Here is an 18528-nt window from a genome sequence, read left to right on the forward strand (position 1 = left end):
CTACCAGAATATCTTCTCTTGAGCTTTGGTGAATACATAATCAAATATGATACCAATTAACCCAATATCTAACATACCAACAACTGTTGTACCTGGATCGAATAAACTTGTTGCTGTAAGAATCATATAACCTAAACCACTACTTGAACCAACCATTTCAGCAGAAATAGTACACATTAAAGCAATACCAATTCCAACTTTAAGTCCTGAAATAACATAAGGGACAACTGATGGCAATATTACTCTTTTTAATACATTCAAATCATTAGCTCCTAAAGTTTGAGCTGATTCAATTAAAACTTTGTCAGTTCTTTTAACTCCATCAATTGTATAAACCAATATCGGAAAGACACATCCCATGAATATAATGAATACTGCAGGAAACATACCTATACCAAACCATAAAATAGAAAATGGAATCCATGCTACCGGAGGAATTGGCCTTAAAACACTGATTATCAAAGTTGCAATGTCCTCCAAGGTTTTATACCATCCAAGTAAAATTCCTAAAGGAATTGCAATAATAGATGCTAAAATTAGACCTCCGAACACTTTATATAAAGTATCTAATGTATTTGCAAGAAGTTTGCCATTTAATATTAATTTCCAGGCAGATTCGCAAACTGTAATCGGACCGGGCAATATATATGGACTAACCATACTTAATCCTTCAGTAATTAAATACCAGAAGATTATAATGCAGATTGGTAAAATTAATGGAATGAATTTATTTTTATAATTTTCAAACATTACATCACTTAATTAACATTTTTACACACTAATAGTTATTAATTTAATAATATAAAAACTTTAAAAAAAAAATTATGAAGCATCAGCTACCTGAATAGCTTCTACTTCAATATCATTTGAAATATCTCTGTCGGATAATACAGATTTAGTACTCATTGCACCGAATATCATTGTAGATAAGTTATGCAACATGGAAGATGTTGCAGGTTGAATTAAACCCATAACCCCTAAAACTAAAAGGGAACCATTGAATACAAGAATATTGCGGTAGTTAGTATTAATTTTATCCAACATTCCAACACTTAACTTTCTTAAAGTGACAAGATCATATAAATCATCGGACAATAATGAAATATCAGCTACTTCACGGGCAATATCAGAAGAGTGCTTCATTGAAACTGATACATCAGCGGCTGCCAATGCTGGTGAATCGTTAATACCGTCACCAACCATGATAACGGTTTTACCTTCAGCTTTAAGTTCTTCAACAATTCTGGATTTGTCTTCTGGAAGTACTTGAGATCTGTATTGGGTAATACCTAATGATTTAGCTCCTGCCTTAGCACCGCTTTCACCGTCTCCTGTAAGCATTATGACATTTTCAATACCTAAGCTTTTAAGCTCTTCAATGACATATTTTGCTTCCTCCCTCACAGGGTCATCAATGCAGATCAATCCTTCAAGTTTACCATCAATAGCTAAATAAACTACAGAGTGTTCTGTGGCTTCTTTTTCGATTTTTTTCTCTTGAGTTTTAGTTAATTTAATTTTCTCATCATCAAATAAGAAGTGTCTGGATCCTATTACTGCACGTTTACCATCATATTCGGTTACAATACCATGAGCTACAATATATTCAACTTCACTGTGGTCTTCATCATGTTTAAGACCTTCCTCTGCAGCTTGATTTACAATAGATGTAGCGATACTGTGTGCGAAGTGTTCCTCAATACATGCCGCCATTCTTAAGATTTCATCACGCTTATATCTTCTAGACATTGGAATTACATCAACAACTTTTGGAGTTGCATTAGTTAAAGTTCCGGTTTTATCAAATACAATTGTGTCAGCATTTGCATAGTGTTCAAGGAATTTACCGCCTTTAACCATCATTCTATTATCAGATGCTTCACGCATTGCAGAAATTACGGATAATGGAGTAGTTAATTTAATTGCACATGAGAAATCGACCATAAGTACTGATAGTGCCTTGGATGCATTTCTTGTAATTAAATATGTTAAAGCAGTGGCAAGGAAACTATATGGAACAATTGAATCAGCTAATCTTTCAGCTTTGCCTTGTGTTTCAGCTTTTAGATCTTCTGAGTTTTCGATTAAATCAATGATTTTGTTTAATCTAGTCTCTTTATTCATTGAGTAAACTTCAACAACAATGTTTCCTTCTTCCATAACAGTTCCCGCATGAACTGTTTTTCCATTTGTTTTATGAACAGCCAATGGTTCTCCAGTCATTGAAGCTTCATTAACCATACCTTCGCCATCAACTACTTTTCCATCCACAGGAACTACATCGCCCATGCGAACTTTAATTCTATCCCCCTTATCAATGTCCATTGCTGGAACTTGTTTCTCTTCACCATCATCGTCAACTAGCCAGACTGTATCAATATTTAAAGCCAAACTATCTTTTAATGTACTTTTAGCTTTTTGTACAGTATAATGTTCTAGTTCATCGGAGATGGATAATAAGAACATCATGGAACTTGCAGGGTCATATTGTCCTTGTAATAAAGCACCAGTTACTGCAGCACCATCAAGTAAAGCAACATCGACACGGAAACTGGTCAAACTATCCAAACCGTTCCAAATATATTTTATAGCCCTATATAAAGTTATTGCATTTCTAATTGGCATAGGCAAGAACCATTTTCCAAGTAACCTACGTCCAATCATTCCACTTATGTTCCAATAGAAATCATCAGTAATTTCTTTTGAAACTTGAGTTTGAGTTGGTTCGGCTTCAAATAAATCATCGATTGTGATTCCGTCTAAAATATCGAATATCCTTTGTTTGTTTTCAACTTCCCCATCATAATAAATTAAAATACTACCATTTCTGTAAGAAGTGAAAACATCATGAATAAAATCTTGATCTAAAAGTAATGAAGCGAGACCATAGCCCTCTTCTTTAGTGAAAGCCCATTGACCAGCACGGACTCTTAAACGAGGTCCACTATCATGCATTACTTGATATTTCATATTTATCACTTAAAAAAAATTAATCATCTATTTTTTTGATTCAACATAAACTTCTTTTTTGACATCAGCATTTTCATCTACAACAATGTCCTCAGCATTTTCTTTCATATTTTGGAAACATTCTTCAGCATCTTTTTTAGCAGACATTACAGTTGCCATTCCTTTAGTTGCAGCATCCTTAACAGTTTTAGATTCGATTATTTTTTTACCTACAATAGCTGTTGCAATTCCTGCTGCAAAAATTAATGCATGTTTATGTTCTACAGTTGCTTTAATAATATCTTCACGTCTCATTTTTATACCATCCTTTAAATTTTTATATTAACTGAAGTTTTGAATACTTCAATTAAATATAGTTTGTTTTTAAACATATTTAATATTTTAGGACTCCTAAAATATTCATTTTTTATAACTGGAAACAAAATACTTCCAACTCAGCAAGAAAGTTTTTTGAACCTGATCTCAAAACTTATGTAAACCTAAAAACTATACTGAGTTTACATGAGTTATCTGACAATACAATATTAATTAGTCATATTATATAAAGTAATCGATTTTTAAGACCCTTATAGGTCAAACAAAGGATTTTTATTTAGTTATACAAAAAAATAATTTACGTGAATCAAAATAATTTTTAGCAATGCCAAAAAATGTTACATAAAAAATAATTGATTTATTAATCTTAAACTTAAAAAAATGCTTAAAAACAGGAAGAACAATAAAAGGCATGGAATTTAAAAAAGCAAAGGTGTGTACTTGAGGTAAAATCATGTAAAAACATGAAGTAGCTAATTTAAATTTAAAATGCCTTAAATGTATAACTTCTGGTTATACTATTAATAAATAACTTCCTCTTCATATTTAAATTAAACGGTTTAATTTTTAATTATACCTAAAAAAACATGACAGATTTTTAGTTATACCCAAAAAAACATGGAAAATTATGAATAAAAATAAGATGAATTTCAAAAAAAATATATGACAATCATGTGAAATACTTAACATATCAAAGAAATCCAAAACGAGCATTGGCCAAAATTAATCATATTTTAACCTTAAAAGAATAATAAATGTATTCTGGCAAATACTCGAAAAAAATAATTAAATTATTTTTTAATTATTTCACGAACAATAAATGCGCCTAATGCAACATCACGAACCAATCCAAGAGTAGAACGTGGACGTAAGTGAAATAAACTAGGGGATCTACCGCGTCTATGTCTGTGACCCATATAACAACCCTCCGAAATTTTAAGTTACACACCAAGTTAACTACATATAATATGTTAAAAAATCATTATATATAAATTAAACGGATAATATGGAGTTTTTTATATAACAGAGTGATAAAAATAAGTAAAAAAAGAAATAAAATTTTTATATGCCTAAAAATTTTATAAACGGACTTGTGTTAAACAATGAGTCGGACACTTAACAGCACAATTAAGGCATTGAGTACATCTCCTATTATTTAAAGTCCAAGTTTTATTATGTACACTTACGGTAATGGCATTAACTGGACAAACTGCTTGACATCTACCGCATAAGGAACATCTTTGAATTTCATTTCCAATACGCCATCTTGACTTATGTGATGATTTTAAAAATTCGGAAAATATATGCATTCCAATCTCTAATGCAGATATTGAATTACCAGCACCGTATCTACCTCTCAAATTACACCCCTCCCATAATATTTAGGTATACCTAATTTTATTTTCCATAGTATATAAATATTTTGGAATGCCTAAACTTATATTAAACGAATAACATATATAATGCAAAATTCAAAAAATGATATAGGTGAAAAATTGAATATCAACAAAAAGTTTTTCTCAAAAATAGGCGCTAATTATTTAATATATGTTATATTAACCTTGATTTTTCAAATAATTCTGGTGAATATCATATCTCTAATACAACCTGAATATTTAAATGACATTAATATGCAAACTATATTATCATCAATAGCTTGTTATATACTTCCATTTCCAATAATTTATTGGCTAATGAATAAACTAGAGCATGTGGAAATCGAAAAAAGAAGTGTTGATGCTAAAAAATTTATCATATATATCGGAATCACATGTGTATTGATGATGATTGGAAATCAAATTGGATTAGGCATAACCGCACTATTGGGCGGTGCAATACAAAATGACATTGCAAATCCAGTTCACAACCTAGTTAATAATACAAACATATGGTTGAACTTAATATTGCTGGGAATTATGGCTCCCATTTTTGAAGAATTAATTTTTAGAAAATTATTAATTGATAGAACACTTAAATATGGTGCTAAAGTGTCGATAATATTATCTGCAGTACTATTTGCACTTATACATGGTAATTTAAATCAATTCTTTTATACATTGCTACTTGGCGGATTTTTCGCATATGTATATATTAAAACCGGAAAAGTTACATATACCATAATATTACATACTATTGTTAATATAATGGGATCAGTAGTCAGTTTAATCTTTTCAAGCTCCCTGATGAATATTCAAAATAGTTACAGTACAGTTGATTTGATAATTGTAATCGGATATACCCTATTTGTATTAATATTTTTCATCATAGGAATTTACGGACTTAAAGACTTTAAGCGAGCAAGGTTTAATGGCATCAAAACTCAAATTCCACTGAAATACCCATTTAAAACAATGTTTTTAAATTATGGGATGATTTTATTTGTTGGATATTTTATATTGCAAATAACTGCACAGGCATTAAGCTAAAAAAATAGAAATTACAATAGATAACTTATTTATCTATTGTTTCAACAACACTATTCAATATTTGTAAAGAATTAGAAAAAGCGGGCATGCCAGAAGTCAATAGTACAATTCTTAAAACATCCACTATTTCTTCTTTGGTAATGTCCAACTCTTGAATAGCACTTTGTATTTGATTTTTAGTGGCTTTTGCATCTGAACGAGAAGCGGTAATGCCGATAGCTATTAATTTTTGAGTTTTATAATCTAAAGTTTTACCATTCCATAAAGTTTCATTTAAAGCGTTTACAAGCTCATATAAATCAGGATTATTGTCTTTTAACTGATTAATACCTTTTCCATAATATATTTCGCCTTTCATAATATACCTCCAAATATAATAATAGTTTTGTTTTAGAATTATAAATAACTATTTAGCCCCAACAGCAACGGTTCCTTCATATTTGCATCCCTGATATTTTCCATTACCTGCAAATGTAAAGTTGCCATAATAATTTTCACTTTGCCTATCCGGCAAATAATCAGCATGTTCTATTGTAAACTCACCATTTTCATCTGTTTGAGCTACAACTAATGTTCCTATCTCATAACTGGGTTTGTGAAAAGATATTGTTTGATTTGGAACGCCATAACCATATGCATCCATTAACATTCCAGAAAAAGATTCGTTTTCCACAACTTCAGTTTCATTAATTATTATGAGAGTTGCCACATCATTATTAAATTGGAACCAGAATACGCCAATGCTGATTACAAGTGCAACTAATAGAATCAATAAATAATAACTCTTCTTTTCCATTTAACCATCACCTAAAAAAGCATTACGAACTTTATCAACTGCAATTTGTTTTTTTGCAGGATAAGCAGCAATCTTAATTTTAAGATGTATTGCATCACCTTTATCCAGGACAGTTAATTTTTCATCCAGAGCGTCGGATTTATCAAATCTTAAAAACCAGTTTCCTTTTTCATCCATTTTACGCTCTAAATCCTCATTTAATTTATCCAAATCAACACTTTCAATAAGTGTGTTAAAAAAAGTTCTTGTGTATCTTTTTTTAGATACTTCGCCAGATAAAATTAATATTTTATCTTCAAGTAATCCTTCAGCTTCTTCCACTTCAATTTCAGCTTCAGGAAGTAAGTTTAAAATAGCTTGATTAATATCATCAATGCTTTCATTTTCATATACGAAAACTCTAAATTTAATATTATGAATCATTTTAATCAAAAAAGGAATGAAGAAAATTATAATTTTCTTCTTCTAGCTTGTTCAGAGCCTTTTCCTTTAGATTTGATTCCACGTCCTTTGTTACCAGCACTAGTCAATCCTCTAAGAGCTCTGTTAGTATGCTTTTTGGAACAAATCCAATTGATTTTTTTATCGTTGACGATAGAAGGACTTTGCGGATCTACTAAAATTACTTCAAAATATTTATATTTTCCGTCAGCCCATACCCAGTAGGAGTTCAATACTTCTAAATTAGGGTATTTTTTAGCTACACGTTCTTCAGCAATTCTTTGAATAGATTTTGCTTGAGTAATTTTGTTTACACCCATTCTTTTAGGTTTACGACCATTGAAACGACGAGTTTTTCTTCTTCCACCACGTCTTACTCTAGTTCTAACTAAAACAAATCCTTTTTTAGCTCTGTAACCTAAACTTCTAGCTCTATCGAGTCTAGTAGGTCTTTCAATTCTTTGAACTGCTTTTTCTCTTCTCCATTTAGGAGCTCTCTGCCACATGAGTTCACGTACGTAAGACTCATCTGGGTTTTTCCATGCATCTCTTATATATTTGTACATAATAACACCTTTTGTTCAGCCATGAAGGCCACATCCTATGGGAACTTATCCCAAAAAAAGTATTTTGAAACTGTCATTAAAATAACAGTAATCAAATATTTGTTTTATGTATTTATAAATATATCGTAAAATTGGTGAAAAATAAGAAAAAATTAAAAAATAAAAAATTAATTTAACCCGATACCATTACAAGCTTGCCTGTAGTTGGATCCTCATATACCTTTCCAACTTCACTGTAGCCACTATTTTCAAGACCTCCACCAGCATCAGAGTAATTTTGAGTGAAATTATCAGCTGTTGAAACATCCTGGGTTGCTTGAGATTGGGTAATCATATCCGGATTAGCGGACAATGACAGTATTGCAAAAATTAAAAACCCTAAAGCAAGAACAAGCATTGCATCTGAAAGATTACTTAATCCTCCCATCGGATCATCATCCGCAGATTCTGAAATTCTTCTTTTTTTTCTAAGCATATCATCACCATTTATTAATAGCTTCAAGAGCTGTTTCGCAAACAGTTTCAACATCTATCAATTCAGATTCGTACCATTGTTTTTTATATTTAGAAATTAAAAAAGCAACAGCGCCGACAGATAATCCGGTGACAGTCGTATCAAATGCAATTATTAAAGATTGGGCAAGAGTTGCAATATTTCCGGTTCCAAGTGCTGCAAGACCAGGACCTAAAGGTATTAAAGTACCTAATAAACCTAAAATAGGACCTACACGAACTAAAATATCTGTTTTATTAGTTTTTTTAATTAATTTTGTCTCTTGAGCAGATATTAACTCTCCCGCCAATGCCTTTCTTGCATCAGGCCCAATATCATAATTATTAGCTATTCTAGTCAATATTTCTTTTTGATAATCGAATAAGTCACTATTATTTATTTCATTTTTCATTTCATCAACATTAGTTGAAAATGAAATTCTTCGGATTAAATCTTCCAAATCACCTGATTTAATTGCTTTTCTTGAAATAAATTCATTAATTAGTCCTCCGAATGCTAAGATTACAATGATTATTGAAATTATAAGCAATATCACCACCGGCGTTAGTAAACTTTCAGAGATTATGTGAATTAATGATGTTAAAGTTTCAGTTCCCTGAATTATCATGAATTTCCCCCTTTAGTATCATTTATTAAAACACCAATGACTAAAACAACAACTATTCCTATAATAACATAGATTAACTGATATGTTGGAGTCAGTATTAAAAATGACCTGAACATTGTGTAATCTAAATTTCTTGTTGAATTATAGGTCAATGCGAAAATAAACATCAAAACAGCGAACAATGACATATATTCTCCAATTATTACTGGATACTGTCGTTTAGCATGATGCAGTAATTTAGTGAGTTGATAAACAATAAAAATGATTATAAAACTGAATATAGAATATAACGCTGTGTTTAAAAAGTCCAAATTTGTTTGAGATGCAAATAAAACAGCAGATATCAAAAATATTGTAGCTATCGAATATAAAGCGGGTTTAAAATCATCTGTTTTAGAATAATGTATCATTGAAGCAGATATCACTATTGCAATTATCAGGAATATTAATCCTAAATAATCCAATATGAATGACAAGCCAGCATTTAAATAATTTGAAAGATACATTAAGGCAAAAGTAATAACCGAAAATATTAATGACATCAATATTGACTTAGAACTATTAAATTCATAGTTTCCGAGTATCAAAGCAATGTTTGCTGTGAATAACACTAAAAGAATTAATAAATATCCCCCAATCAAATCCATTCTTTTCAAACCTATATTAATTTATCTAATTAAATATTATCCAGTTGAATATATAAACATATCGTAAGAAATAATTAAAATATAAATCAATATCTTTAAATTAACTAAATTAACTAAAAAACTATTAAAAACGAAGAAAAAACAAAATAAAGTAAAAATTTTAATAAATATGATGAAAAAAATAATATTAAAGAATAAATAAATTACAACATGAATATCTATTCTTCAATTAGTTCGTAGTAGGAACCTTCAGCACAGGAAATACAATAAGGTTTACCTCCTTTAATAACGTGCCTTCCATCAGAAACCTTCTCACCACACTGGCAGCAAAATGTTGTGGTATAAGGCTTACCTGGCATATCCCCTTTGGATAGCTCAATTTTAACTTTATCCACTTTGAATAACTCTTCAGGAGGTGTTCTTCTAAAACGGGCAATCATTTCCCCTTTAGTTTCTTCATCTTTGAATTTTTTATTTGCATCAGCATCGGTAATTCTTAAGGCTTCACCAGTATCCTGATTATAGAATGTTGCTGCAAATTTACCATAATACATTTGTTTTAGGCTTCTTTTACCCATAGAACATCCAGTGACTGATTGAACAGCATCAGACATGCATCTGTCGATTTCTAAAAATACTATTAAATTTTTATGCCTTTGGTTTAATTCCATTCCAAGCAATTCCAGGCCATACATTGCAAGTTTTGTTCCAATAGCTATTCCGCCGCAGATATGGCCGTGAAACTCCGCAGCTTTTTCTAATTGTTCATCATAATCTTTTTCATTCATAATATCGTCTTTATAAATTTAATTTTAAATCTGTTTTCATTGGTACACAGACTTTTCGACTGTCATCCAATTCAATGAGTTTAACATCAATTGAATATGCCTTCTTTAAGTTTTCTTCGGTTACAACACTTTCAGGACTTCCAAAATCAATAAATTGCTTATTTTTCATAATAGCTACTTTTGTCGAGCTTAAAAATGCATGATCCGGGAAGTGCGAAGACATTATAATTGACAATCCATTTTTTGCAAGATTATCAATTATTTCCAATAATCTAATCTGATTTCCAAAATCTAAGTGTGAAGTTGGCTCGTCCAATATCAACAGGTCTGGTTTTTGACACAGTACTCTTGCAAGAAATACTAATTGGCGTTCTCCACCACTTAAGTTAGTGTATTCTTTATTTTTCAAATCTTCAATTCCAAGAGTTTTCAAAGCATCAAGAGTGATTTCAACATCTTCCTCCTTAGGAGAGTCGGTTAAATTAAGATAAGGTGCCCTACCCATCAAAACAACATCAAACACTTTAAATGGAAATGAAGGAACATGAGATTGGGGAATATAACCAATATGTTTGGATATTTCTCTAAATGATAATTCTTTCATATTTTTGCCATTAATTAGGATTTCACCCGTGTCAATATCATGCAAAGCATTGAGACATTTGATTAATGTGGTTTTTCCAGTGCCATTCGGCCCTAAAATACATAATACGTCACCTTTATCAACTGAAAAACTAATGTTTGAAAAAATCTCCTCATCATCATATGAAAATGATATGTTCTTAACTTCAAAGAGTTTATTGTCTATGACCATTCTGAATACCCCTGTTTAAGTAAGTATAAAAATATTGGAACGCCTATGATGGCTGTCAGGATTCCGATTGGAATTTCAATAGCAATGACTGCGCGAGATATGTTGTCGATTAACAATAGGAAACTTGCACCTAAACTCAATGATGCTGGAAGCAATATTCTATTATCAGGCCCCACAATCATACGGGCCATATGAGGAATGATTAAACCAACCCAACCAACGATACCACTTATTGATACTGCGGCCGAGGTCAGTAAAGTACATCCTGCGATTATTAAAAATCTAATTCTTGAAGGGTTTAATCCTAGGGATTGTGCTTCCTCATCACCCATTGCAAGTAAATTCATATGCCATCTTAAAATTAACAGTATTGCCAATCCAATGATAACTGGTATTGCAATCATGAATAGCTTATCAGCATTAATGGAAGCTATAGATCCCATTAGCCAATAAACAATTTCCGGAAGCTTATCATCAGGATCAGCGATGAATTTAATCGCGGAAATCAATGAATTGAAAAATGCCGAAATTGCAACCCCCGACAGTACAAGTACAAGTATTCCTCCCGCATTATATGTTCTAGATATGAAATATGTAGTTGCCACTGAAATTAACCCAAAAAGAAATGCGAATATCTGAGTGATTATATTAGCTCCACTAATTAAAATTCCTAAAGCTGCTCCAAATCCTGCACCATTTGATACTCCAAGCAAATCAGATGAAACAAGGGGGTTTTTGAATATTGATTGGAAAGCTGCTCCTGAAATTGCAAGGCATGCTCCAACTACAATTGCTCCAATTATTCTTGGAAGCCTTATTTCAAATACGATTGTTGTAATAGTCGGAGATACTTCTAGATATGGAAATATTGTAGACAATAATGTACTAATCACATCGAATGGACCAATCGGATATCTTCCAATTAAAAATGAAGCAAAAAATAAAATTATTGGAAAAAAGATTAAAAGTATGATGCCCATAATCTCTTTTGATTCGCCATCCATATAAATCACTGTAAATTTGATTCCTTGAGTCCTGAATCTAAAAGAATCTGTTTTGCATTATCATCGCTTAAATCGATATGATAAAAGTTGGAGTAAAATTCTTTAGTTGCATCAACCATGTCAATATCCTTATAATCATCAGGATAGATTACTTTTGCAGCCCATGGAACTCCAATAATCATATTTGCTCCAACAGGCCTATCAAACCATTTAAATGGAGATTGTGGAGATAAGTATACTTCATGATTTTTAACTGCATCAAGTTTCCCCCAATTAGAATCATTATAAACACTTGCGTAAAACTCAGGGTCATTTGTAATGATTATATCCGGATTCCAACTAATTACTTGCTCTATCGATACTTGAACACCAGAGGTAGTGTTTCCTTGACCTAAAGAATCGGCAACATTGACTCCACCGACCAAATCGATTAATTGACCATGACTAGATCCGGATGGGTTTGTTTGAAGTCCATCATCACTTTGAGCATAATAAACAGTTTTTTTATCACCCTCAGATAATTTAGATGCCCGGTCATGAACCAAATCCAAATATTTATTGTTGAAATCATTTAACTGAGAGGCTTTATCTTCAGCCCCGACAATTTCCCCCATAAATGTAATGGACTCTCCTATTTTTTCCACATCCGTAGTGTCTTTAACTGCAACAACAGGTATTTTTCCAAATTTTTCCTGACGCTCTTCAACAGTTGATGCATCACCATCGCCGCCTTCATCAATTGACTCTATAATGATATCAGGTTCTGATGCAATAAACTCCTCATAATTTCCATCCTGTGCACCATACCATCCCCCCACAACTGGGAAGTTTTGATATTGGCTTGGAACATATTTTAATTCCTCTTCTGTCCATTGGAAGTTTACGGCTTTAAGTTTATCCGGCGCAATCATATATAACACAGTAGTCATTGGAGGACTGGTTGCCACCACATTACTTACAGAATCAGATATTTCGATATTTCTTCCTAACATATCGGTAACATTTTTAGAGCCTTCAGTTTCCACAGTCGAAGGTGTTAAAAATAAGTGTGTAGCTACTCCCATTATAACTAAAACAGCAAGTAGCAATATTATAACTTTGATTTTCTTTTCCATTATTATAATCCCCAAATATAATTTTCGATAAGAATATATATTCAGTAAGTTATTTAATAACTTTTCTAAAATATTATATTAATCAGCAAAATTAACTTAAAAACTCAATATCCTATTAAAAATAGTCAATATTAGGTGATTAGACAAATAAAAAAAGAAAATATTATCATGAAATAGATTACAGCAATTTTTTCATTGCTTCTTCAAACTTGTCAGTGATGACTTCCCAATCATTAGATTTTACATACTCTCTTGCATTACCTGCAATTTCGCCATATCTCCCCTCATCTAAAATCTTTTCAACCGTTGGGAGAACTTCAAAAGCTTCTTGAATGTATTCAATGCCGTTTCCATAGCCAAATTCTTTTGATAGCCCCGGCAATTCAGATGCTATAACCACTTTCTTCATGGCCAAATACTCATAAATTTTAATCGGCACGATATCTTGCATAATTGGCTCATCAATATGTGCAGGCAAAAGACAGAAGTCTGCTGAAGCTAAAAATTCAGGTATTTTTTCAAAAGCCTGTTTTCCGGTTAAAATAAGTTGATCCCCAAGTCCATATTCGTCACGGATTTCTAACAGTTCATCAAATGCATCTCCATCTCCAACAACTAAAATCTTATAATTTGGATATTTGTCTTTATTTTCACCTAATGCTCTTGCAAGCTCTTTCATACCTGCAAACTCATAAATCCAGCCCATAAAGAACAATACGATATCATCTTGAGCAATTCCATATTCATTTCTTATTGATGAATCATCTAAATTAGGATCATAACTATTCAAATCAATTCCAGCATCAATCAATATTGTAGAATCATGTTTTGCACCCACCGAATAAGCAAATTCGGATAGTTTTTTATTGATTGTAATAACCAAATCGGCATTTCTTATGGTTTTTTCAGTGAACCGTTGTCCAAGTTTTTGAAATGATTTTTCTGGAATTAAAGCATAAATAACATCAATAAAGTAATATACAAATGGAATATTGTGTTTTTTAGCAATTCTTGAAGCGTTATAGGAGTTTAGGATTCCTAATGCTAAAATCACATCTGGTCTGAATTCTTCAACTTGTTTTTCAATTTCTTTTTTATGAGTAAAAAACAATGTTGCGTAGTTTAAACCTTTTATTTTAATAAAACCCGGCCTTATAACTTGAATATTTGTATCTTCTTTAATTTTTGAAACATTTTCATGGACTTCCTTGTGATAAATCAAACCGCCCACATCATCATTTGGCCAGTCTATAGGATAGTCAATGACTTTTATTTGATGACCTCTTTCTGCCATTCTCTCCATCAAATGATGTTGCTGGTGAGGATTTCTCTCTAACCAATCAGACTCTTGAACAATCAAAATTTTCATGAGGTAATATTTATTATTGAATAAATATATAACTTTCTTTATGAAAATGCCTGAAACTTTAGATTCAAAATTGCTAGCCCCATGTGGAATTAACTGCATTAGTTGTGAAAGATTCCAAAACCCTTGTGGAGGATGCTTGATAAATAATGATGGTAAAAGCAAAGCTAGTTTAAAATGCAAAATTAGGGCTTGTTTTGATAAAAAGAATTTCAGCTATTGCGGGCGTTGCAGTGAGTTTCCATGCCCTCAGATTAAAAAACATTCTAAAAAATATATTAAAAGACAAAATTTGGATACTTTAAACTCCGCCAAACGTATCAAAACTATGGGTATTGGCCGTATGATGAATGAGGATCGTGAAAAATGGTTATGTCCCAAGTGTGAATGAGTTGTGAAATTCCAAAATAAAACCTGTTCCGAGTGCGGATTTGAGATTGATTAAATTGAATATCTGATTAATTATTTTAATAGTTCGATTAATATCAACTGATTTAATGATAGTTAATGGCAATGAAATGATACTTGTTTTAAAAAATAGCTTTAAGAAATATTTTATATCCAAAAAGGGCAAATATGTTAAAAACATGTTCACCCATCATTTATGAATTCATAGGAATAGGTTACTTTAAATACTCTTGATGTAGAATAAAGTAAAGACCCAATGGAAATATCAATAGTGTTATTTCCAGCAATATAGTTCTGTGAGTCTAAAGCAAATGTGCCTACTCCATTAACTACATTGAAAATAACTTCAACAGCACTCTCATTTTCTTTATTTAATGTTGCATACATATCAAACTCTGGAAGATTTGATGCCAATTCTCCATTTTTATAAAAGACAATGCTGTAACTATCATGAGAGTTACGGGTCATGTTAAAAATGATGTTTGTAGTATTGATTCTCGGACACATTGTTCCATAACCAATCACGCCAGCATCATAATCCCAAGTAACCAAATTATTTGTACCATACCAGTTTGCTTCAAGTTGTAATTTATCCCCATCATTATATAAACCATTTCCATAGATTCCTTCAGGATTTGCACTTAACTCACCTAAAATCATCATGCTTGGACCACGTGCATTTCTATAAATTGCATTATCAGTTACATGAGGTTCAACTGCATTTAGAGCTAAATCATAACCTGCATTAAATCTAATGCCCTCTAACACATTGTCAGTTATGGTGTTTTGAGTAATCACAATACCTGTTGTGTGATTAGCATCAAGAGAAATGCCAAGATGATTTGAATAAATATGATTATGACTAACAGTTACATTTACAGCAGAATTATTGAAAAATATTCCATAGCCGCTTGGACCTTCAGGAACTGTCATAATATACAATCCAATTTGATCGGTGATTTCATTGTAGAGAATCTCGGTATTTGCAACACCATAACCATATTTAATACCGTAATTATTTTCTTTGAGAGTATTATTATTGACCAATAAATTTGAAGAGTATTCAGCAAAGATTCCACTTTCAAACAAATTAATAGTGTTGTTGCTTATAGCTACATTACGCGAATTGGAAATTTCAACACCGCACCCAGGCATATTAACTGTTGCATCAAGATAACTTCTCATTTTTGATTCGTCCAACATATTTGAAATAGTGTTCCCATAAATATGCACATTATCTCCATTATTAACAGATATTGCACTATCAGAGTTTCCCCGAATTATAAATCCGCTAATATTAATATTATTTCCCGAGATTGCAAATACAGGAGTATTTGTTTTTGCAGTTAATGTAGTATTTTGAGATGAATAAACATTTAATGCATTATTAATAGTTAAAGCAATGGATGAATAATTATCTCCTAAAAATTCAACATCAGACCCATTTGAAGCACCATCCAAAATACTTTGAATTTCGGAATTTGGAAGATTGTTATCAACAAATACGGTGTTTAATTTACCAGAAACCGTAATTTTATTAGTTTTAGAAATTGATTTATATTTGTAAGTACCTCCAAAAGTGGTTACAATATCAAATGAACCTTCTTCCAAACTATCAAGACCAATAATGGCTACACCCTTTGAATCTGTAGTTTTATTGTAACTTCGGTTATTAATCTTAAACATGACAGATTGACTTGGAATTGCATTACCTGATTTGTCCTTTAATGTTATTCGATAATCTTTTTGACTATTTTTAGAGTAAGTTTTATCATAACTTGTAATTCGACTTGCTACTTTTGAAACAGTGACTTTTCCAGTAGCTTTTGAAGCTTTGTAAATTTTATTTCCTTTATACACGACATTTACGGCATATGTATTTTCACCATCAAAATTAAGACCTACACTAGCTTGGCCTTTTGAATCAGTGGTTTTAACATAAGTGTTACCATTGACTTTGATTGTTAATCTTTGTTTGGCGAATGCTTTATTATTTGCTTTTAAAGTAACAGAATATGTTTTAAATTCACTAGGAACCATAGAAATACTGGGAGCAGTGATTGAAGTAGCTGTTTTATCCACTTTAACTTTACCATTAGAAACAGCCTTTTTATATATTTTACTTCCTTTATAAACTGCTTTTACTTTATAAGTTTTTAATTTACTAAATTTAACTTTTATTTTAATCTCGCCTTTAGAATTAGTCCTTTTAGTGAATTTTTTGCCATTGATTTTAATAATAACTTTTTGTTTAGCTATTCCTTTTGAATTTCCATCTTTCAATGCAATTTTATAATATTTAGCGATTTTTGGAGGAATAGTTATCTTTGGAGTTATCAACTTGGCGGTTTTTGAAGAATATTTAACTTTGATTTTATTTGTTTTTGAGATTGAAGCGTATTTGTTGGATCCTTTGTAAGTGATTTTAATTTTATAATTTTTATTGTTTTTATTAAATCTGAGTTTGACTTTTGCAACACCCTTATTATTAGTGGTTTTGGTGTAAGTTTTGCCATTGACTTTGAATGTAACTTTTTGATTAGCTAATACTCCACCGAATGCATTTTTTAGAGTAATTGAGAAATATTCAGCCTTTTCAGGAATCATATTCAAATTATAAGAAATCATTTCAGTAGCTGTTTTTTTAACGACAACACTGGCAGATGAAGTATTGCCATTATATTCCACATCATCCCCTTCGTATTTTACTTTCAGAGTATAATTTCCCACTTTTGACTCAGAGATTTTTATTTTAGCTTGACCATTACTGTCAGTTGCAACATTACATGTTTTCGAGTTAATTGTAAATGTCAATACTTCTCCAGCAACAGCCGCTCCATATTGATCAACTAATGTAGCTATTATTTGTTGATTTGAATTTGGATAGGTGTTTAGATTATAAACTTTAATTGAAGTGTTTAATGGAATTCCCGGAATTTCAGAATCCTTAACATTGAATGTTTTTGATACTTTAGCATCGAGTGTTGTGCCAGGTGTTGGGAAAACAGCCGTTATAACATTACCGCTTTGTGTGAATTCATCCATATAAAATCTGACAGTTGCAGTTCCATTAACCAGCATTACAGTTTTATAAATCTCCCCCTCTTGAGGAGAAACGCTATTTCCAACCTTATTAAGATAAAATGTTACTGGAACAGAGCTCAAGTCAGTTGCAATATTGCCTTTTGCATCTACAATTGAAATTGAATAAATTCCTTTTTTAATTTGTTTAATATTGCTTAATAGGAGTTCATAGTTTCCACTTTTTGACCATATTTTAGCTGGAGAGTAATAAATATTCGGGCAACTTACAAATTCATTTATTTCAAATACATAACCTAAATACATTATTCCCTGATGACCGTAATATTGGCCATTGCCATCTCCAACATATACATAAACGTCTTTACTTTCATCGTAATTATAATTCCCTATATTAGGATTATATTCATAAATCTGAGTCCAAACCGGCCTATCAATATCTGCAGTACCTCCTCCACCATAGTTAATCATATAATTGTTTGTAATTACTTCTAAACTTTCTACATTCTTAAGAGATACATCATTTATATTCAAAACATGGAAATTATTGAAAACTTCCCATAAATGATTCTGATTAAAGAAATTTCCTTTAATTTCGATTTTTGTAATGTTATAATCAACATAAACTCCATTATTTGTATTGAAAGCGATGTAATTACTTAAAATATATGCATAGTTAGAACAAGTCAAATTAATTCCATTAAGATTA

General features: G+C 31.3%; 20 protein-coding genes (1 of these 20 cut by a window edge). 2 read left to right on the top strand and 18 right to left on the bottom strand.

All coding sequences use genetic code 11. From position 1 onward, the window contains the following. From Q9968_RS00190 to Q9968_RS00210, 5 genes are all read right to left on the bottom strand, one after another. Entirely contained in the window at positions 1-750 is a 750-nt protein-coding gene (locus Q9968_RS00190) for an ABC transporter permease (RefSeq protein WP_305512279.1), read from the bottom strand. Between the two features lie 72 nt (positions 751-822). After that, a complete protein-coding gene (locus tag Q9968_RS00195) occupies positions 823-2970 on the bottom strand; it encodes a heavy metal translocating P-type ATPase (RefSeq protein ID WP_305512281.1) in 2148 nt (715 codons plus the stop codon). Positions 2971-2997: 27 nt separating this feature from the next. Beyond that, positions 2998-3264, bottom strand: coding sequence for a DUF6110 family protein (locus tag Q9968_RS00200; RefSeq protein ID WP_305512283.1), 267 nt, complete (start codon positions 3262-3264; stop codon positions 2998-3000). Between the two features lie 812 nt (positions 3265-4076). Then, positions 4077-4202, bottom strand: a complete 126-nt coding sequence (locus Q9968_RS00205) for a hypothetical protein (protein WP_305512285.1) — start codon at positions 4200-4202, stop codon at positions 4077-4079. 162 nt (positions 4203-4364) lie between these two features. Next, complete coding sequence (locus tag Q9968_RS00210) at positions 4365-4646, bottom strand: 4Fe-4S binding protein (RefSeq protein WP_305512287.1); 282 nt, start codon at positions 4644-4646, stop codon at positions 4365-4367. 333 nt (positions 4647-4979) lie between these two features. Here Q9968_RS00210 and Q9968_RS00215 point away from each other — a divergent pair, with 333 nt between their 5' ends. Next, a complete protein-coding gene (locus Q9968_RS00215; protein ID WP_305512289.1) occupies positions 4980-5711 on the top strand; it encodes a CPBP family intramembrane glutamic endopeptidase in 732 nt (243 codons plus the stop codon). A 25-nt stretch (positions 5712-5736) separates the two neighbouring features. Here the strand turns inward: Q9968_RS00215 and Q9968_RS00220 are convergent, their stop codons facing one another. The 12 genes from Q9968_RS00220 to Q9968_RS00275 form a co-directional block, all read right to left on the bottom strand. After that, a complete protein-coding gene (locus Q9968_RS00220; RefSeq protein ID WP_305512291.1) occupies positions 5737-6069 on the bottom strand; it encodes a carboxymuconolactone decarboxylase family protein in 333 nt (110 codons plus the stop codon). A 48-nt stretch (positions 6070-6117) separates the two neighbouring features. Next, positions 6118-6507 (bottom strand): hypothetical protein, encoded by a 390-nt coding sequence (locus Q9968_RS00225; protein WP_305512292.1) that lies wholly within the window; start codon positions 6505-6507, stop codon positions 6118-6120. After that, positions 6508-6930, bottom strand: a complete 423-nt coding sequence (locus tag Q9968_RS00230) for an RNA-binding protein (RefSeq protein WP_305512295.1) — start codon at positions 6928-6930, stop codon at positions 6508-6510. A gap of 26 nt (positions 6931-6956) precedes the next feature. Then, complete coding sequence (locus Q9968_RS00235) at positions 6957-7514, bottom strand: 50S ribosomal protein L15e (RefSeq protein WP_305512297.1); 558 nt, start codon at positions 7512-7514, stop codon at positions 6957-6959. 172 nt (positions 7515-7686) lie between these two features. Beyond that, a complete protein-coding gene (locus Q9968_RS00240) occupies positions 7687-7989 on the bottom strand; it encodes a DUF2149 domain-containing protein (protein ID WP_305512299.1) in 303 nt (100 codons plus the stop codon). A gap of 4 nt (positions 7990-7993) precedes the next feature. Then, a complete protein-coding gene (locus Q9968_RS00245; RefSeq protein WP_305512301.1) occupies positions 7994-8635 on the bottom strand; it encodes a MotA/TolQ/ExbB proton channel family protein in 642 nt (213 codons plus the stop codon). Beyond that, a complete protein-coding gene (locus Q9968_RS00250; RefSeq protein WP_305512303.1) occupies positions 8632-9282 on the bottom strand; it encodes a hypothetical protein in 651 nt (216 codons plus the stop codon). The genes Q9968_RS00245 and Q9968_RS00250 overlap by 4 nt, the downstream gene beginning before the upstream one ends. 218 nt (positions 9283-9500) lie before the next feature. Next, complete coding sequence (locus Q9968_RS00255) at positions 9501-10073, bottom strand: FmdE family protein (RefSeq protein ID WP_305512584.1); 573 nt, start codon at positions 10071-10073, stop codon at positions 9501-9503. A gap of 7 nt (positions 10074-10080) precedes the next feature. After that, positions 10081-10884, bottom strand: a complete 804-nt coding sequence (locus Q9968_RS00260; protein ID WP_305512305.1) for an ABC transporter ATP-binding protein — start codon at positions 10882-10884, stop codon at positions 10081-10083. After that, positions 10875-11888 (bottom strand): iron ABC transporter permease, encoded by a 1014-nt coding sequence (locus Q9968_RS00265; RefSeq protein ID WP_305512307.1) that lies wholly within the window; start codon positions 11886-11888, stop codon positions 10875-10877. Before Q9968_RS00265 ends, Q9968_RS00260 begins: the two co-directional genes overlap by 10 nt. A 5-nt stretch (positions 11889-11893) precedes the next feature. Further along, entirely contained in the window at positions 11894-13003 is a 1110-nt protein-coding gene (locus tag Q9968_RS00270) for an ABC transporter substrate-binding protein (protein WP_305512308.1), read from the bottom strand. 178 nt (positions 13004-13181) lie between these two features. Further along, the gene (locus Q9968_RS00275) at positions 13182-14372 is read right to left on the bottom strand and encodes a glycosyltransferase (RefSeq protein WP_305512309.1); all 1191 of its coding nucleotides are present in this window, start codon (positions 14370-14372) and stop codon (positions 13182-13184) included. A 40-nt stretch (positions 14373-14412) separates the two neighbouring features. Here Q9968_RS00275 and Q9968_RS00280 point away from each other — a divergent pair, with 40 nt between their 5' ends. Then, positions 14413-14760 carry a DUF3795 domain-containing protein gene (locus Q9968_RS00280; RefSeq protein ID WP_305512311.1) on the top strand — a complete coding sequence of 116 codons (348 nt, stop codon included), beginning with the start codon at positions 14413-14415 and terminating at the stop codon, positions 14758-14760. A 200-nt stretch (positions 14761-14960) separates the two neighbouring features. Here the strand turns inward: Q9968_RS00280 and Q9968_RS00285 are convergent, their stop codons facing one another. After that, positions 14961-18528, bottom strand: partial view of a right-handed parallel beta-helix repeat-containing protein gene (locus Q9968_RS00285; protein ID WP_305512312.1) — the 3' portion only. Its footprint extends 869 nt past the window's final position; 3568 of the gene's 4437 nt are visible here — the last part of the coding sequence; its start codon lies beyond the right edge, outside the window — the gene reads right to left on this strand; the stop codon is at positions 14961-14963.

This window comes from Methanobrevibacter sp. V14 (assembly GCF_963082475.1).
Classification (GTDB): Archaea; Methanobacteriota; Methanobacteria; order Methanobacteriales; family Methanobacteriaceae; genus Methanocatella.

Bases quoted from the DNA above. Each gene is read 5' to 3' on its own strand.
- Q9968_RS00235 (WP_305512297.1), bottom strand. From the start codon at position 7,514: ATGTACAAATATATAAGAGATGCATGGAAAAACCCAGATGAGTCTTAC.
- Q9968_RS00225 (WP_305512292.1), bottom strand. From the start codon at position 6,507: ATGGAAAAGAAGAGTTATTATTTATTGATTCTATTAGTTGCACTTGTA.
- Q9968_RS00200 (WP_305512283.1), bottom strand. From the start codon at position 3,264: ATGAGACGTGAAGATATTATTAAAGCAACTGTAGAACATAAACATGCA.
- Q9968_RS00250 (WP_305512303.1), bottom strand. From the start codon at position 9,282: ATGGATTTGATTGGGGGATATTTATTAATTCTTTTAGTGTTATTCACA.
- Q9968_RS00270 (WP_305512308.1), bottom strand. From the start codon at position 13,003: ATGGAAAAGAAAATCAAAGTTATAATATTGCTACTTGCTGTTTTAGTT.
- Q9968_RS00220 (WP_305512291.1), bottom strand. From the start codon at position 6,069: ATGAAAGGCGAAATATATTATGGAAAAGGTATTAATCAGTTAAAAGAC.
- Q9968_RS00240 (WP_305512299.1), bottom strand. From the start codon at position 7,989: ATGCTTAGAAAAAAAAGAAGAATTTCAGAATCTGCGGATGATGATCCG.
- Q9968_RS00190 (WP_305512279.1), bottom strand. From the start codon at position 750: ATGTTTGAAAATTATAAAAATAAATTCATTCCATTAATTTTACCAATC.
- Q9968_RS00215 (WP_305512289.1), top strand. From the start codon at position 4,980: ATGAATAAACTAGAGCATGTGGAAATCGAAAAAAGAAGTGTTGATGCT.
- Q9968_RS00230 (WP_305512295.1), bottom strand. From the start codon at position 6,930: ATGATTCATAATATTAAATTTAGAGTTTTCGTATATGAAAATGAAAGC.
- Q9968_RS00260 (WP_305512305.1), bottom strand. From the start codon at position 10,884: ATGGTCATAGACAATAAACTCTTTGAAGTTAAGAACATATCATTTTCA.
- Q9968_RS00205 (WP_305512285.1), bottom strand. From the start codon at position 4,202: ATGGGTCACAGACATAGACGCGGTAGATCCCCTAGTTTATTTCACTTA.
- Q9968_RS00280 (WP_305512311.1), top strand. From the start codon at position 14,413: ATGAAAATGCCTGAAACTTTAGATTCAAAATTGCTAGCCCCATGTGGA.
- Q9968_RS00265 (WP_305512307.1), bottom strand. From the start codon at position 11,888: ATGGATGGCGAATCAAAAGAGATTATGGGCATCATACTTTTAATCTTT.
- Q9968_RS00195 (WP_305512281.1), bottom strand. From the start codon at position 2,970: ATGAAATATCAAGTAATGCATGATAGTGGACCTCGTTTAAGAGTCCGT.
- Q9968_RS00275 (WP_305512309.1), bottom strand. From the start codon at position 14,372: ATGAAAATTTTGATTGTTCAAGAGTCTGATTGGTTAGAGAGAAATCCT.
- Q9968_RS00245 (WP_305512301.1), bottom strand. From the start codon at position 8,635: ATGATAATTCAGGGAACTGAAACTTTAACATCATTAATTCACATAATC.